The 15,274-nt window shown below is 65.7% G+C and carries 11 protein-coding genes; all 11 read left to right on the top strand.

Annotation, left to right across the window (positions count from 1 at the left end; all coding sequences use genetic code 11):
- Positions 1–713 precede the first annotated feature (713 nt).
- The 11 genes from Q4S41_RS12925 to Q4S41_RS12875 all read left to right on the top strand — a co-directional run bounded on the left by Q4S41_RS12925 (position 714) and on the right by Q4S41_RS12875 (position 15,122).
- Entirely contained in the window at positions 714–3,749 is a 3,036-nt protein-coding gene (locus Q4S41_RS12925; RefSeq protein ID WP_305031536.1) for an Ig-like domain-containing protein, read from the top strand.
- 501 nt (positions 3,750–4,250) lie between these two features.
- A complete protein-coding gene (locus Q4S41_RS12920) occupies positions 4,251–5,648 on the top strand; it encodes an exopolysaccharide biosynthesis polyprenyl glycosylphosphotransferase (protein ID WP_305031535.1) in 1,398 nt (465 codons plus the stop codon).
- A gap of 80 nt (positions 5,649–5,728) precedes the next feature.
- A complete protein-coding gene (locus tag Q4S41_RS12915; protein ID WP_305031534.1) occupies positions 5,729–6,595 on the top strand; it encodes a WecB/TagA/CpsF family glycosyltransferase in 867 nt (288 codons plus the stop codon).
- Positions 6,596–6,605: 10 nt separating this feature from the next.
- Complete coding sequence (gene rfbF / locus Q4S41_RS12910; RefSeq protein ID WP_369811296.1) at positions 6,606–7,526, top strand: glucose-1-phosphate cytidylyltransferase; 921 nt, start codon at positions 6,606–6,608, stop codon at positions 7,524–7,526.
- Between the two features lie 67 nt (positions 7,527–7,593).
- Entirely contained in the window at positions 7,594–8,691 is a 1,098-nt protein-coding gene (locus Q4S41_RS12905; protein ID WP_305031533.1) for an NAD-dependent epimerase/dehydratase family protein, read from the top strand.
- A gap of 69 nt (positions 8,692–8,760) precedes the next feature.
- Complete coding sequence (rfbC, locus tag Q4S41_RS12900; RefSeq protein ID WP_305031532.1) at positions 8,761–9,348, top strand: dTDP-4-dehydrorhamnose 3,5-epimerase; 588 nt, start codon at positions 8,761–8,763, stop codon at positions 9,346–9,348.
- 62 nt (positions 9,349–9,410) lie between these two features.
- On the top strand, positions 9,411–10,061 hold the full coding sequence (locus Q4S41_RS12895) for a hypothetical protein (protein ID WP_305031531.1): 651 nt from the start codon (positions 9,411–9,413) through the stop codon (positions 10,059–10,061).
- Between the two features lie 87 nt (positions 10,062–10,148).
- Complete coding sequence (locus tag Q4S41_RS12890) at positions 10,149–11,483, top strand: class I SAM-dependent methyltransferase (protein ID WP_305031530.1); 1,335 nt, start codon at positions 10,149–10,151, stop codon at positions 11,481–11,483.
- A gap of 56 nt (positions 11,484–11,539) precedes the next feature.
- Entirely contained in the window at positions 11,540–12,877 is a 1,338-nt protein-coding gene (locus tag Q4S41_RS12885) for a DUF4910 domain-containing protein (protein ID WP_305031529.1), read from the top strand.
- A 5-nt stretch (positions 12,878–12,882) separates the two neighbouring features.
- Positions 12,883–14,256, top strand: a complete 1,374-nt coding sequence (locus Q4S41_RS12880; RefSeq protein ID WP_305031528.1) for a glutamate-1-semialdehyde 2,1-aminomutase — start codon at positions 12,883–12,885, stop codon at positions 14,254–14,256.
- A gap of 62 nt (positions 14,257–14,318) precedes the next feature.
- Complete coding sequence (locus tag Q4S41_RS12875) at positions 14,319–15,122, top strand: class I SAM-dependent methyltransferase (RefSeq protein ID WP_305031527.1); 804 nt, start codon at positions 14,319–14,321, stop codon at positions 15,120–15,122.
- Positions 15,123–15,274 lie beyond the last annotated feature (152 nt).

Here is a 15,274-nt window from a genome sequence, read left to right as displayed (position 1 = left end):
GACCGGGCTGGCAGCCGCTTCTCATGTTTTTACTGGCTCAGCACCGCCAGCTCTGACGGCAATAACCTCGAAAAACAGGCTTCAATTCGCTGATATAGTGAGTTGAAGCCTTTCTTTTTTCATTTTTTTTGGGGCATTCCATCCATCAATAGGCGGCGGCCTAAGTGCCGCTAAATGAGGAGGTAAAGTAAAAATATTCTATTTCGATTTTCCATTGTTTGCATACTTCTATCATGAAACAAGTTCCTTGGGGTGAACCAAAACCGGTTTCGGATTGTAAATTTGCAACGAAGAGAAGGTCTTAATGTATCATTTTTACAAGATGAACATTAAGTGGGTTTCGAAGTTTATCGGTTTGACTCGCCTACTAAAGCGCGAATTCACCGGGAAACCAAGGACCAAAAACAGACGGCCAGGGGGCCGTCGGCCGAGGGTGTTGGAGTTGTGTTGTTGGAGTAAACGTCTGAACTACTTGCTAAAGTGAATTTCACAGGGTGATTTCCCGCGTTTATCGCGGTGAAAACCGAGGCCGTGCTGGCCGCATAACGCAGTCCGGAATGCGTTTGCAAACCCACGGCAGCCCATTGAACTTGCAGGTGCTGACATCGGCAACAATTGAACAAAAACAACCTGGGTGATTTCATTCATTGGCGGCGTTTTGCCGACTCCTGGGAGTCGAGCGCAGCGCTGTTGCTAAACCCAGAACCACCAGTTTGAAAGTTCAATCAAAGAATAATCGCATTTCGTCGCTGCTGCGTGCTGCTGGCCTGAGTCTGGCACTGGCACCGGCGCTGGCCCAGGCCCAGAACGTACCGAGTGTGACGTACCAGGGGCCCATTACCATTACCCAGGGCGGCACCTACACCGGCAACTACCGGAGCACCGATTCGAGCACGCCGGCCGTTACCATCGCCACGTCTTCGCCGGTGACGCTGCAGGGCTGCATCATCGTGGGGCCCGGCGATTTGATTCAGGCCAACGGCACGCCCGGCGACATTACGGTGCTCAACAGCCAGGCCTTCGGCACCACCCCCACGCAGGACAACCGCTACCGCGGGCGCTTCATTGCGGCCACCAATGCCAAGAACATCCGCGCCGAGAACAACTACCTGGAGCACACCACGGGCTTCACTATCTACCAGTTCAGCGGCGACGGCTCGGCCAGCCAGACGGTGCGCATCCTGCGCAACCGGGTGCTCGACATTGACGGACGCACCCGCAACGGCGGCACGCAGGGCGCCAACTTTGTGGGGCTCAACACGGTGCGCAACACCGCCAACATCGAAATTGCCTGGAACCAGGTGATTAACGAGCCCAACCAGTCGTCGGTAGAAGACAACATCAACTTCTACAACTCGGGCGGCACCTCGCAAAGCCCGGCCCTTGTGCACGACAACTACGTGCAGGGCGCTTACCCGTACCCGGCCACGTCCGGCACGTTTTCGGGCACGGGCATGACCACCGACGGCGACGGCGTGGCTTCGGCCAACCTGACGGCCTCTTTTGTCAATGCCTACAACAACCAGTTCATTTCGACCTGCAACGCGGGCATGAACATCGCGGCCGGCCACGACATCAGCTACTACAACAACCGCATCGTGACCAGCGCGATGCTGCCCGATGGCACGGCTCTGCCCGCCGTATACGCCGGCACGGCGGTGTTCAACGGCAACCAGGCCCCGTCGAGCATCTTCTACAACAACACCATCCACGACAACACCATTGGCTACCGCAGCCCGGGCTACAGCAACCCGTACGCCGACCGGCACGATGAATCGAACGGCGCCTGCTCCTCCTGCACCAACACCACGCACCTGCCCAACCCCATCACGGTGAGCGTGGAGCAGAACGAACTGACGCTCTGGCAGCAAAAGCTGACCCAGAACAACGTGACGCTTGGCCCGGGCGGCTCCGGCAGCGGCACCACCACGCCCACCAACACGCCGCCGACGGTGAGCCTGAGCGCGCCCTCGACGGGCACCGTGGGCACGGCCCTGACCCTGACGGCCACGGCCGCCGACGCCAACGGCACGGTGAGCAAGGTCGAGTTCTTCAGCGGCGCCACCAAGCTGGGCGAGGACCTGACCGCGCCTTACACGTATAGCTACACGCCCACCGCCGCCGGCACGCTCAGCCTCACGGCCCGCGCCACCGACAACGCCGGTGCCGCCACGACGTCGGCCCTCGTTAGCGTAACCGTAGGCACCAGCACTACTACGCCGCCCACCACCGTAGCCGGCGACCCAGCGAATTCGACCTTCTTCCGCGCCTTCAACCTGGGCGGCGCGGCGGCCACCATCGACGGCCGCAGCTGGGAGGCCAGCAGCGGCGCGGCCAACTTCAGCACCAACGCCTCCGGCTGGTCGAACCCCGGCGCTTCGCTGAACCCGGCCACTGACGCGGCCCGTGCGGGCATGATTACTTCGGCCCTGTTCGGCACCGGCCCGACCCTGGCGGTGAGCGGCGTGGCCAGCGGCACGTACTCGGTGTACCTGTACATTTGGGAGGATAACTCGCCTGAGACGTTGAACATCCAGCTCGAAGGCCAGACCGTGCGCACGGGCTACAGCACCGGCTCGGCCGGCCACTGGGAGCGGGTGGGCCCCTTCACGGCCAACGTGACCGACGGCACCATCAACGTGGGCACCACCGGCGGCAACGCCAACCTCTCGGGTCTTGAAATCTGGAAACAGAACAGCACCACGGCCCCGGCCAATACGCCGCCGACGGTGAGCCTGAGCGCGCCCTCGACGGGCACCGTGGGCACGGCCCTGACCCTGACGGCCACGGCCGCCGACGCCAACGGCACGGTGAGCAAGGTCGAGTTCTTCAGCGGCGCCACCAAGCTGGGCGAGGACCTGACCGCGCCTTACACGTATAGCTACACGCCCACCGCTGCCGGCACGCTCAGCCTCACGGCCCGCGCTACCGACAACGCCGGTGCGGCCACGACTTCGACGGCCGCGAACGTGACCGTGAGCGCGCCGGTGGCCACCAACCCGCTGGCCACCGGCCCGGCCAACGCCACTTTCTTCCGCGCCTTTAACCTGGGCGGCGCGGCGGCCACCATCGACGGCCGCAGCTGGGAGGCCAGCAGCGGCGCGGCCAACTTCAGCACCAACGCCTCGGCCTGGTCCAGCGCCTCGTCTACGCTCAACCCCAGTACCGACGCCGCTCGTGCGGGCATGATTCGCTCGGCCCTCTTTGGCACCGGCCCGACCCTGGCGGTGAGCGGCGTGGCCAGCGGCACGTACTCGGTGTACCTGTACATTTGGGAGGATAACTCGCCTGAGACGTTGAACATCCAGCTCGAAGGCCAGACCGTGCGCACGGGCTACAGCACCGGCTCGGCCGGCCACTGGGAGCGGGTGGGCCCCTTCACGGCCAACGTGACCGACGGCACCATCAACGTGGGCACCACCGGCGGCAACGCCAACCTCTCGGGTCTTGAAATCTGGAAGCATACCTCCACGGCCATGCGCGGCACTGCCCCGAGCACGAACGGCTTTGGCTTGTTCCCGGCCTCGGGACGCGCTGATGCGCAAGTGCAAATGGCCTCGGCCGCAACCGTGAAAGCGGGCCTGCGCCAGAGCAGCCGCCAGGCTACCCCGGCCCGGCGCCCGGGCATCGCCTTCGGGCCTGCTGCTCCCGGCCTGGCCGTGCTGACCGACAAACGGTCGGCCGGTGACTACCGCCCGACCTACCTGAACAGCTTGCCGTCAGGCAAGAACAATGGCTCGCTAATCTAGACGGCCACCCCCTCAAGCCCTTACTTCTTACCACTACACTGCTGAAAAAGCCTGGCCAGATTGGTCAGGCTTTTTTTATTGCCCCTGGCTGGTCTGCGGCCCAGCAGGCCCGCGCCAGGCGGGCCAAACCAGGGCACCGCATTAACTCAAATTCCATCCCGGGCGGCAGTGCCCGGCTGAAAACGATAAATAATCGGAACATCAGGCAAAGCGCGGCGGCAATCGAACGCAAAATTCAGACAGCCATTTTCGCAATAAAAGTAAAATTACTCCCGGGGTAGTACAATAAAAATAAGTTGTCATTAACCAAGTTGGAAATACCCTGACAAGCTGTACTGCGCCGAATATATAGTATTTTTCCTATCACTGGGTCTGGCCTCATAAACCTAAGTCAATTAAATCATTGATTAGTGGAAATGGCTTCCTTTCCTTCATCCCACATTCTCACAAAGCCCTGTTCGGCCGCTCCTTTCCTATGCCTCACTTCCACTCCTCAAGCTTATGGAACAATACGCGCACTACACCGACTCAAATCGGTTTATCCTGCCGGCGCTGGACATTGCCATCATCTTCGGGGCCTTCCGCCTGGCCAGCTTCCTGGTGTGGCACCACTGGGAATTCACGGGCTACGCGCCGTTTCTGTTCACCATTTTCGCCCTGCTCTGGTGGACGCTCTCGCGGCAATACGCCAATATTTTTCGCCTCGACCGCCTGATTAGCTACGCCGAGAAGCTGGGCTACCTGCTGCGCACGTTTCTGCTGCACGGCGGGCTGCTGCTGGGCGCGGCGCTGCTGTTCAACGTGCGGCAGTTTCCCTTTAAAGAGCTGCTGCTGGTGTACGGGCTGGCCGGCGTGGGCGTGGTGCTGGGGCGCTTTATGCTGGCGTTCTGCTACCGGGCCTACCAGCGCTACTTTGTCGAGCCCCACAGCCGCTTCGTGATAGTGGGCGCCAGCGAAAGCGGCCAGCGCCTCTACCACTTTCTGGCCGCCCACGACCCGACGGGCACCCAGTTCAAGGGCTTTTTTGCCGATGAGCCGGTGGCGCCGGCCCTGCGCCCCCTGGTGCGCGGCCCGGTGGCCGAAGTGAAGGCGTACTGCCAGCGCACGCCGGTGGATGAAATCTACTTCGCCCTGCCGTTCGACCACCACGAGCTCATCCGCGAGCTGTCGGACTTTGCCATCAACAACTTCCTCTCGTTTCGCATCGTGCCCGACTACCACGGCACCATGCGCCAGGACGTGAGCGTGTACCACTACGACCACCTGCCCGTGCTCACGGTGCGGCGCGAGCCGCTGGCCATCTGGACCAACCAGCTGCTCAAGCGCAGCTTCGACGTGGTGTTTTCGGGCCTGGTCATCGGGCTTTTGTTTCCGGTGCTGCTGCCGGTGCTGGCCCTGGTCATCAAGCTCGATTCGCGGGGGCCGGTGTTTTTCAAGCAGCTGCGGCCGGGACGGCGCAACCAGCTCTTTCCGTGCTACAAGCTGCGCACCATGCACACCGGCCACGGCCAGACCGAGCTGCAGGCCCGCAAGGGCGACCCCCGGGTGACGCGCGTGGGCTACTACCTGCGCAAATACAACCTCGACGAGCTGCCCCAATTCTTCAACGTGCTGCTGGGGCACATGTCGGTGGTGGGGCCGCGGCCCAACATGCTCTCGCAACTGCAGGAATACTCCAAGCGCATCAACACCTACCAGTGGCGCCACGCCGTCACGCCCGGCATCACGGGCTACGCCCAGGTGAACGGCTGCCGCGGCGAAACCCGCGCCCCCAACGCCATGGAAAAACGAGTTGAATACGACCTCAAGTACTTGGAAAACTGGTCGTTCATCCTCGATTTGAAAATCATCGGCCAAACCGTGGTCAACATGCTGCGCGGCGAAGAAAACGCCTACTGAGCCGGCGCCGAACCGGCGGCTTTCCCCCGCTGGGCTTTTACCCCCTCTCCCACCTGCCACCACCTTTTCACGCCTTTCCTATGTCAAGCCTGCTACTAAAACGCTCCTTGCTGGATGCCCGCATCTCGACCGGGGCCGTGCCGGATTTCATCGACGCCATTCTGAGGCTGGGCGCGGCCCGTACGTCGGCCTACGTGTGCTGCGCCAACGCCCACATGCTGGTGGAAGCCCACCAGAGCCTGGGGTTCCGCCGCATCCTCGACAAAGCCAGCGTGGTGACGCCCGACGGCAGCCCCGTGGCCGCCGCCCTGGGCTGGCTGCACGGCCGCCCGCAGCCCCGCGTGGCCGGCATGGATTTGCTGCCCGCGCTGCTGGCCGAGGCCGCCGTCCGGGGGCAGTCGGTGTACTTCTACGGCACCACCGTGGAGGTACTGGCGGCCATGGTGGCCCGGGCGCGCCGCGAGCTGCCCACGCTGCGGGTGGCCGGCTGGCAGGCCCCGCCCTTCCGCCCACTCACGCCGGCCGAGGACGAGTCGGCCGTGGCCGCCATCAATGCCGCCGACCCCGACCTGGTGTTTGTGGCGCTGGGCTGCCCCCGGCAGGAGCGCTGGATGGCCGAGCACCGCGGCCGGGTGCGGGCCTGCATGCTGGGCGTGGGCCAGGCCTTCCGGGTGTACGCCGGGCTGGAGCAACGCCTGCCGGAGTGGGCGCGCGGGCTGTGGCTGGAATGGGCCTTCCGCCTCTGGCTGGAGCCGCGCCGCCTGGCCCGGCGCTACCTCGTCACCAACACCTGGTTTGTGTGGCTGCTGGCCCGCCACCTGCTGGCCCGCTGGCAGGCCAAGGCCCAGCCAGTGCGGCTCGGCGGCCGCCGGGGTCTGCGCATGCACCTGCCCCACAACTCCTTGAAATCCCGGCGCACCGGCACCCTTTCCACCGTTCATTTCTAGCCATTTCAGTATGAAAGCAGTGATTCTGGCGGGGGGCTACGGCACCCGCATCAGCGAGGAAAGCGGGCTGCGGCCCAAGCCCATGGTCGAGATTGGCGGGCAGCCCATTCTGTGGCACATCCTAAAAATCTACGCCCACCACGGCATCACCGATTTTGTGATTTGCTGCGGCTACAAGGGCCACCTCATCAAGCAGTTTTTCGCCAACTACTTCCTGCACAACTCCGATGTGACGTTCCGCATGGACCGCAACGAGATGCAGGTGCGCTACCACCGCGCCGAGCCCTGGACCGTGACGCTGGTGGACACCGGCCAGGAAACCATGACCGGCGGCCGCCTGCGCCGCGTGCGCCGCTACCTGGACGAGGACGAAACCTTCTGCCTGACTTACGGCGACGGCGTGAGCGACGTCGACATTGCAGCCAGCATTGCCTTCCACCGGCAGCAGGGGCGGCTGGCCACCCTCACGGCCGTGCGCCAGCCGGGCCGCTTCGGGGTGTTCAACCTGGGCGAGGAGGACAGCCGGGTGAACAGCTTCAGCGAGAAGCCCGACGGCGGCCTGATGCCCTGGGTGAACGGCGGCTTTTTCGTGCTGGAGCCCGCCGTGCTCGACTACATCGCCGGCGACGCCACGGTGTGGGAGCGCGACCCGCTCGAACGCCTCGCCGCCGAGGGCCAGCTGGCCGCCTACCGCCACCTAGGCTTCTGGCAGCCGATGGACACACTGCGCGACCGCAACGTGCTGGAAGACCTCTGGCAGCGCGGCCAAGCCGCCTGGAAGGTGTGGGAACCCGCCCCCGAGGTGGCCCCCGAGCCCAGCAGCCCCGCCCTGGCGGCCTCCCGGCGCCGCCTGCCCACCCCGCTGGCGGGCGGCCGGCGCCTAGTGTTGCCCAGCCGCCAGGGGGCGAGCGTCGAAATCCCCACCGACTAAACTATTCGATTGCCTCACGGCTGCGCTTTTCTCACTGGGTGCCGCGGCGCCCCCTTTTCTCTGCGACATGGATTCTCCCCGCATTTTGATTACCGGCAACCTGGGCTACGTGGGCCCGGGCGTGGTGCGCCAGCTCCGGCAAGCCTTTCCCGACGCCGAGCTGATTGGCTACGACCTGGGTTTGTTTGCCCACTGCCTGACCGGCGTGAGCCGCCTGCCGGAAGTGTGCCTCGACCGCCAGGTGTTCGGCGACGTGCGCCACCTGCCCTCCGGCCTGCTGGCGGGCGTGAACGTGGTAGTGCACCTGGCCGCCATTTCCAACGACCCCATGGGCTCGGCCTACGAGGACGTGACCATGGCCATCAACCACGAGGCCAGCGTGCACCTGGCGCGGGTGGCCAAGGCGCACGGCGTGCGCTCGTTCGTGTTTGCCAGCTCGTGCAGCGTATACGGCCTGGGCGGCGACGAAAGCAAGACCGAGGACTCGGCTCTGCAGCCGCTCACGGCCTACGCCCGCTCGAAAGTGGCCACCGAGCGCGACCTGGCGCAGCTGGCCGACAGCCAGTTCCGGGTAACCTGCCTGCGCTTTGCCACCGCCTGCGGCTGGAGCGAGCGGCTGCGCCTCGACCTGGTGCTCAACGACTTCGTGGCCAGCGCCGTGGCCACGGGCGAAATCGTGATTCTGAGCGACGGCAAGCCCTGGCGGCCCCTCATTCACGTGCGCGACATGGCCCGCGCGGTGCTCTGGGCCACGGGGCGCACCTGCCAGCAGGGCGGCCCCTTCCTCTCGCTGAATGCGGGCAGCAACGACTGGAACTACCGGGTGCGCGAGCTGGCCGAGGCCGTGGCCCGCAACCGGACCGGAACCCGGGTCCGGCTCAGCCCGGCGGGGACCCCCGACCGGCGCTCTTACCGCGTCGATTTTGGCTTGTTCCGGCAATTGGCGCCGGAGCACCAGCCCCGGATGACGCTCGATGCCACCATCACCGAGCTCAGCGCCAAGCTGCTGGAAATGTGGTTCCACGACCCCGATTTCCGGACCTCGCGGCTGATGCGGCTGCGGGTGCTGGCGGCCCTGCGCGAGCAGGGCGAGCTCACCGCCGACCTGACCTGGACGCCGCTGCGCGAAACCGCCCCGCCCGCGGCGGCTCTGGTGCTGGCCTGATGGCTAGCCATTTACCCCCGCTTCATTGACAGTTCGCCGGTTCGGCGTCACTTGATTTCAGCCTTTGCCATGCACTTCACCGCTACCGAATTGCCGGGGGTTTTCCTCATCGACGTGGAACGCCTGGAGGACGAGCGGGGCTTTTTTGCCCGCACCTGGTGTGCCCGCGAGATGGCCCGGCACGGCGTGGAGCTGACCATGGTGCAGGGCAATGCATCGGTGAACCCGCGGCCGGGCACCCTGCGCGGGCTGCACTACCAGGCCGCGCCCCACGAAGAAACCAAGCTGGTGCGCTGCACCCGCGGGGCCATATTCGACGTGGTGGTGGACGTGCGGCCGGCCTCGCCCACCTGCGGGCAGTGGCTGGGCGTGGAGCTGCGGGCCGGCAGCTACCGGCAGCTGCTGGTGCCCGCCGGCTGCGCGCACGGTTTCCTCACGCTGGCCCCCAACACCGAGGTAACCTACCTGATGTCGGCCTGCTACGAGCCCGGCGCCGCGCGCGGCCTGCGCTGGAACGACCCCGCCATCGGCATTCGCTGGCCGCACTGGCCCGAGCTCATCTCGGCCAAAGACCTCAACTACCCCGACTGGCAGCCGCCCGCGGCAACGCCCCGGCTGCCCCCGGAGCCCGAGCGGCTGCGCAACAGCCTGCGCTAGCCGGCCGGCCCCACCGGCGCCGGCTTGTCTTCGAGTACCTGACCTTTTAACCCCTTTTGCTTATGAAAACGCTGCAATTCTGCTGGTTGGGCTTGGTGGGGATGGTCGCCACGGCCTGTGTGTCGGCGGGGCCGGCCATGTGGCAGGCGCCCTCGGCCGCCAATGCCAATCGCCTGCCGCCCCTGGAGGCGGTGACCGATATGGGCGAGCTGTACCTCACCGACGGCACGCAGCCCGACCAGCTGCTGCAGCTGTTCAGAAGCGAGCTGCACGGCAACCTGACCGAAACGGTCGGCCCCGACAAGTTCGGCTACGCCCGCCTGCAGGTGACGCAGGCCGCGGTGCGGCGCACCAGCCGGGCGCTGACAACCCTGCAGCTGGCTACGCTGCTCACGCCCAGCCTGTTTGGCGTGCCGCTCGAAACCTACCGCACCACCCTGACCGCGCAGCTGCAAATCCTGGATGCCGAAGGCAAACTGCTGGGCGAGTACGAGGGCCTGGGCGTGTCGCGGGTGCAGGTGGCCATGTTCAGCGGCTACTCCCAGCGCACGGCCCCCGCCCTCTCCGATGCCAATGCCCTGCGCGTGGCCCTGGCCCAGATTCGGGCGCAGGTCGACACAGCGGCCGGCCGGCTGCGGCCCCGGCTGCTGGCCGGCGGCGTGGTGCTGCCGGCCGAGCCCGCGGCCGCGCCGTCGGTGGCCACCAAACAATAGCCAGTCCTGCCCGCGCCCGGGCCAAGGGGGCCAAACCGCTTGGGGCCGGCGCTTTTTCCATTCGTTTCCTCACCCATCTACGCTGATATGAAGACCTTATTCTCCACCCCGAATTCCGCGCTGCCTGTTGCCGAAATCGCCGTAGAGGTGTCCGTTGCGCCCGCCGCGGCAGCGGCTGCCCCCTCCGGCTACTGCCGGTACTGCGGCACGCACCTGCGCCACACCTTTGTCGATTTGGGCACCTCGCCGCTGTGCCAGGACCACGTGCGGCCCGACCGGTTTGCCCACGCCGAAGCCTTCTACCCGCTGCATGCTTACGTGTGCGAAAAGTGCTTTCTGGTGCAGGTGGGCGAATTTGTGGGCCCGGACGAAGTGTTCCGGCAGGACTACGCGTACTTCTCCTCCTACTCGTCGTCGTGGCTGCAGCACGCCCGGCAGTACTGCGCCCTCGTCACCGAGCGGTTTGGCCTCGGCACCGACAGCCTGGTGATGGAAGTGGCCAGCAATGACGGCTACCTGCTGCAGTACTTTTTGGAAAAGAACATCCCGGTGCTCGGCATTGAGCCGGCCGGCAACGTGGCCGACGCGGCCGAGCAAAAAGGCGTGCCCACGCTGCGGCGCTTTTTTGGCAGTGCCACGGCCCGCGGGCTGGCCGAAAGCTGCGGGCAGGCCGACCTGCTCATCGGCAACAACGTGCTGGCCCACGTACCCGACCTCAACGATTTTGTGGCGGGCCTGCGCCTGGCCCTGAAGCCGGATGGCGTGGTCACGATGGAGTTTCCGCACCTGCTCCGGCTCATCGAGGGCTGCCAGTTCGACACCATTTACCACGAGCATTTCAGCTACTTCTCGTTCTGGACGGTGGAGCGCATTTTCGCCTACCACGGCCTCACCATTTTCGACGTGGAAGAGCTGCCCACCCACGGCGGCTCGCTGCGCATTTATGCCCGCCACGCGGCCGCCACCGCGCCGCGCCTGGCCCTGACCGACGCCGTGGCCGACCTGCGCCACCGCGAACTGACGGCCGGCGTGTGCAGCCTGGATTTCTACGCCGACTTTGCCGAGCAGGTGCGCGAAACCAAGCGCAAGCTCCTCGAATTCCTCATCGAGGCCAAGCGGGCCGGCAAGACGGTGGCCGGCTACGGCGCCCCCGGCAAGGGCAACACCCTGCTCAACTACTGCGGCATCCGCACTGATTTCGTGGACTATACGGTGGATTTGAACCCACACAAGCAGGGCAATTTCCTGCCTGGCACCCGCATTCCCATCCTCGCCCCGCAGCACATTCTGGAAACGCAGCCTGACTACCTGCTGATTCTGCCCTGGAACCTGCGCGCCGAAATCATGGAGCAGATGGCCGTCATCCGCGAGTGGGGCGGGCAGTTTGTGGTGCCCATTCCGAAACCACAGGTATTCGCTTAAGCTCTGCTAATCAGCTGTCTCACGTTTGCGCCCGTTCGCCTTTTGCCGCATTTGCCATGATTCCGCTTGCCGAAGTTCTTGCCCACCCGCCCGCCACCGCGCAAGCCGCCGCCATCAGTGGCGAGGACCTGCACGCGCTGGTGCGCCAGCTGTACCCCATTTGCCGCAGCATTACGGGCGATGGCGTGCGCCAGACGCTGGCCGTGCTGCAGGAATACCTGCCTGGCCTGGAGGTGCATGAGGTGCCTACCGGCACGCCCGTGCTCGACTGGCAGGTGCCGCGCGAGTGGAACATCCGCGACGCCTGGATTAAGGACCGGCGCGGCGAGCGGGTGGTGGATTTCCGGCAGCACAACCTGCACGTGCTGGGCTACAGCGTGCCGGTGCGCGGCACGTTCACGCTGGCGGAGCTGAAAAAGCACCTCTATACGCTGCCCGAGCAGCCGCATCTCATTCCCTACCGCACGGCCTACTACGCCGAAACCTGGGGCTTCTGCCTGGCACACGCGCAGCTGGAGGCCTTGCACGAGCCGGAGTACGAGGTGTGCATCGACAGCACCCTGGCGGCCGGCGCGCTCACCTACGGCGAGCTGCTGCTGCCCGGCGACACGGACGAAGAGGTGTTGATTTCAAGTCACATCTGCCACCCCTCGCTGGCCAACGACAACCTCTCGGGCATTGCGGTGGCCACGTTTCTGGCCCGGCACCTGCTGGGGCAGCCGCGCCGCTACAGCTACCGGTTTGTGTTTGCGCCCGGCACCATCGGGGCCATCACCTGGCTGAGCCAAAACGTCGGGGCGGTGGCCCGCATCCGGCACGGCTTGGTGCTGAGCTTGCTGGGCGAAACCGGCGCCTTCACCTTTAAGAAGTCGCGCCGCGGCACCGCCGAAATCGACCGCACCGTGGCGCTGGCCCTGCGCGAGGCGGCGGCCCCGCACCGCGTGGTCGACTTCGAGCCCTACGGCTACGACGAGCGGCAGTACTGCTCGCCGGGCTTCAACCTGCCGGTGGGCTGCCTCTCGCGCACGCCCTACGGCCAGTTTCCGGAGTACCACACCTCGGCCGACGACCTGGATTTTGTGCGGCCCGAGGCGCTGCTTGACTCCCTGCACCTAACCCAAGCGGTGATGCACATGCTGGAAGCCAACCACCGCTACCAGAACCTGAGCCCCTACGGCGAGCCCGAGCTGGGCCGGCGCGGCCTCTACGCCGCCGTGAGCGGCCGCCCTAATGCCGCCCGCGCACAGCTGGCCCTGCTCTGGGTGCTCAACCTCTCCGACGGGCAGCACAGCCTGCTCGACATCGCCGAGCGCGCGGGCCTGCCCTTCGCCCTGCTGCAGCACGCCGCCGAGCTGCTGCTGGCCCACGATTTACTCGCCCCATTAGCCGACTAAGCGCCATGACTGCTGTCTCTCCCCCCCCGCTCCACGCTTTGCCGGTTGAAAACCCGCCGCTGCTGACGCCCAACGACTTCGTGGGCTCGCGCCTGCTGCAGGAGCGCATGCACGCGGCCATCCCGGGCGGCAGCCACACCTATGCCAAGGGCGACGACCAGTTTCCGGAGTACATGGCCCCCTACTTGGTGCGCGGGCGCGGCTGCCGGGTGTGGGATGTCGATGAAAATGAGTTTATTGAATACGGCATGGGGCTGCGCTCCGTGACGCTGGGCCACGCCTACGGCCCGGTGGTGCACGCCGCCCAGCGGGCGATGACGCGCGGCACCAACCTGGGCCGGCCCACCACCCTGGAGCTAAGCACGGCCGAAGAGTTTCTGGCCTTCACGCAGGCCGGCGAGATGGTGAAGTTTGCTAAAAACGGCTCCGACGTGACCACGGCGGCCCTCAAGCTGGCCCGCGCCTACACCGGCCGCGACCTGGTGGCCTGCTGCGCCGACCACCCGTTTTTCTCCACCGACGACTGGTTTATGGGCACCACGCCGGTGGCGGCGGGCGTGCCGGCGGCCGTGCGCGCCCTCACGCTGCGCTTTCGCTACAACGACCTGGCCGGCGTGGAGCAGCTGTTTGCCGAGCACCCGCGCCAGCTGGCCGCCCTCATCCTGGAAGTGGAGCGCGATGTGCCGCCCGCGCCGGGCTTCCTGGCCGGCCTGCGCCGCCTCTGCGACCAGGAAGGCACGGTGCTCGTCTTCGACGAAATCATCACCGGGTTTCGCTGGCATCACGGCGGCGCCCAGGCCCTGCACGGCGTGCGCCCCGACCTGAGCACCTTCGCCAAGGCCCTGGGCAACGGCTTCGCCATTGCGGCCCTCACCGGCCGGCGCGAGCTGATGGAGCTGGGCGGCCTGCAGCACCAGCGCGAGCGGGTGTTCCTGCTCTCGACCACCTACGGAGCCGAAAGCCACGCCCTGGCCGTGGCCCGCGCCGTGATGCGCACCTATACCCTGGAGCCCGTGGTGGCCCACCTGCACGAGCAGGGCCGCCGCCTGCGCGAGGGCCTCGAAGCCGCCGCCCGCGACCAGGACGTGGCCCCCTATTTCCAAATTATGGGGCCGGCCTGCTGCCTGGCCTACGGCACCCGCGACGCCAACGGGCAGCCCTCGCAGGGCTTCCGGACGCTGTTTTTGCAGGAAACCCTGCGCCGGGGGCTGCTGCTGCCCTCTTTCGTCATCAGCTACGCGCACACGGCCAGCATCGTGGACCAGACGGTGGCCCGCGTGCACGAGGCCCTGGGCGTTTACCGCCGCGCCCTCACCGAGGGCCTCGACCACTACCTGCTGGGCCGCCCGGTGCAGCCTGTTTATCGGACCCACAACTAGCTCACTGTCAAATGAACCCATTCTTACAAAAGTCCTCCTGGCTTTCTGCGCCCTCCCTTGTCATGCACCGCTACATCGAGCGAATTATCCGTGTCAGCCGCCGGCTGCTGGACAACTACGCGGGCCTCCGCGAGCCGGAGGACAAAATCATTGCCGATTCGCAGGCCTTCTGGAACAACCTCTCGAACCAGGGGCGCGACGGCGGGCCGGCCCACTTCCGCGGCCAAAGCATCTTCGCCGACGACTCGCGCTGGGTGGGCCTGGGCCAGAACAGCCTGCGCATTTTTTACCGCCTGGCGGGCGAGGACTGGCTGGCGAAGAAGCCCCGCCGCATTCTGGACTGGGGCTGCGGCGGCGGCACCTGCGCGGTGCACTTCGCGCCCGGCGCGGCCTGCTACTACGGCGTCGACATCACCGAGGCCAGCCTGGCCGAATGCAACCGGCAGGTAGAGGCGCTGGGCCTGCACAATTTCAAGCCGGTGCTCTTCGCCGCGCCCGACCCCGAGCGCGTGGCCCGGCTCATTGATAAGCCCTGCGACCTGGTGCTCTCTACCTACGTGTTTGAGCTGCTGCCTTCGAAGGAATACGGCCGGCGCGTGCTGCGCACTATTCACGAGCTGCTGGCCGATGAAGGCCTGGCGTTCATTCAGATAAAGTACAGCACGCATAAGCTTAACAGCATGTCGTACCGCTGGGGCTACTCCAAAAACCTGGGCAACATGACCACCTACTTCATCGAGGAGTTCTGGACTATGGCCCGCGAGTGCGGCTTCGAGCCCCAGCTGCTGTACCTGGAGCCGGTGCAGCCCCTCAACAACGACCACCACTTCGCCTACTTCCTGATGGAGAAGGCGAAGAGCAGCTGAGCGCCATCAGAAGCTTCGCTACCGTTTCGTCAGGCTCCCCTCTCCTGTGGGAGAGGGGTCGGGGGTGAGGCGCCACGCCCGCCCGCCAACGAAGCGGTAGAGATGCTTCGACTGCGCTCAGCATGACGGTCTACTTCGTCAACAACTCACCC

This window comes from Hymenobacter convexus (assembly GCF_030580955.1).
GTDB lineage: Bacteria > Bacteroidota > Bacteroidia > Cytophagales > Hymenobacteraceae > Hymenobacter.
The sequence above is the reverse complement of the archived record's forward strand: the minus strand, read 5'-3'. Positions and strand labels throughout refer to the sequence as shown.

What these genes read in the sequence shown, in the direction of transcription:
- Q4S41_RS12920 (WP_305031535.1), top strand. Translation starts at nt 4,251, where the DNA reads ATGGAACAATACGCGCACTACACCGACTCAAATCGGTTTATCCTGCCG.
- Q4S41_RS12915 (WP_305031534.1), top strand. Translation starts at nt 5,729, where the DNA reads ATGTCAAGCCTGCTACTAAAACGCTCCTTGCTGGATGCCCGCATCTCG.
- rfbF (WP_369811296.1), top strand. Translation starts at nt 6,606, where the DNA reads ATGAAAGCAGTGATTCTGGCGGGGGGCTACGGCACCCGCATCAGCGAG.
- Q4S41_RS12905 (WP_305031533.1), top strand. Translation starts at nt 7,594, where the DNA reads ATGGATTCTCCCCGCATTTTGATTACCGGCAACCTGGGCTACGTGGGC.
- rfbC (WP_305031532.1), top strand. Translation starts at nt 8,761, where the DNA reads ATGCACTTCACCGCTACCGAATTGCCGGGGGTTTTCCTCATCGACGTG.
- Q4S41_RS12895 (WP_305031531.1), top strand. Translation starts at nt 9,411, where the DNA reads ATGAAAACGCTGCAATTCTGCTGGTTGGGCTTGGTGGGGATGGTCGCC.
- Q4S41_RS12890 (WP_305031530.1), top strand. Translation starts at nt 10,149, where the DNA reads ATGAAGACCTTATTCTCCACCCCGAATTCCGCGCTGCCTGTTGCCGAA.
- Q4S41_RS12885 (WP_305031529.1), top strand. Translation starts at nt 11,540, where the DNA reads ATGATTCCGCTTGCCGAAGTTCTTGCCCACCCGCCCGCCACCGCGCAA.
- Q4S41_RS12880 (WP_305031528.1), top strand. Translation starts at nt 12,883, where the DNA reads ATGACTGCTGTCTCTCCCCCCCCGCTCCACGCTTTGCCGGTTGAAAAC.
- Q4S41_RS12875 (WP_305031527.1), top strand. Translation starts at nt 14,319, where the DNA reads ATGCACCGCTACATCGAGCGAATTATCCGTGTCAGCCGCCGGCTGCTG.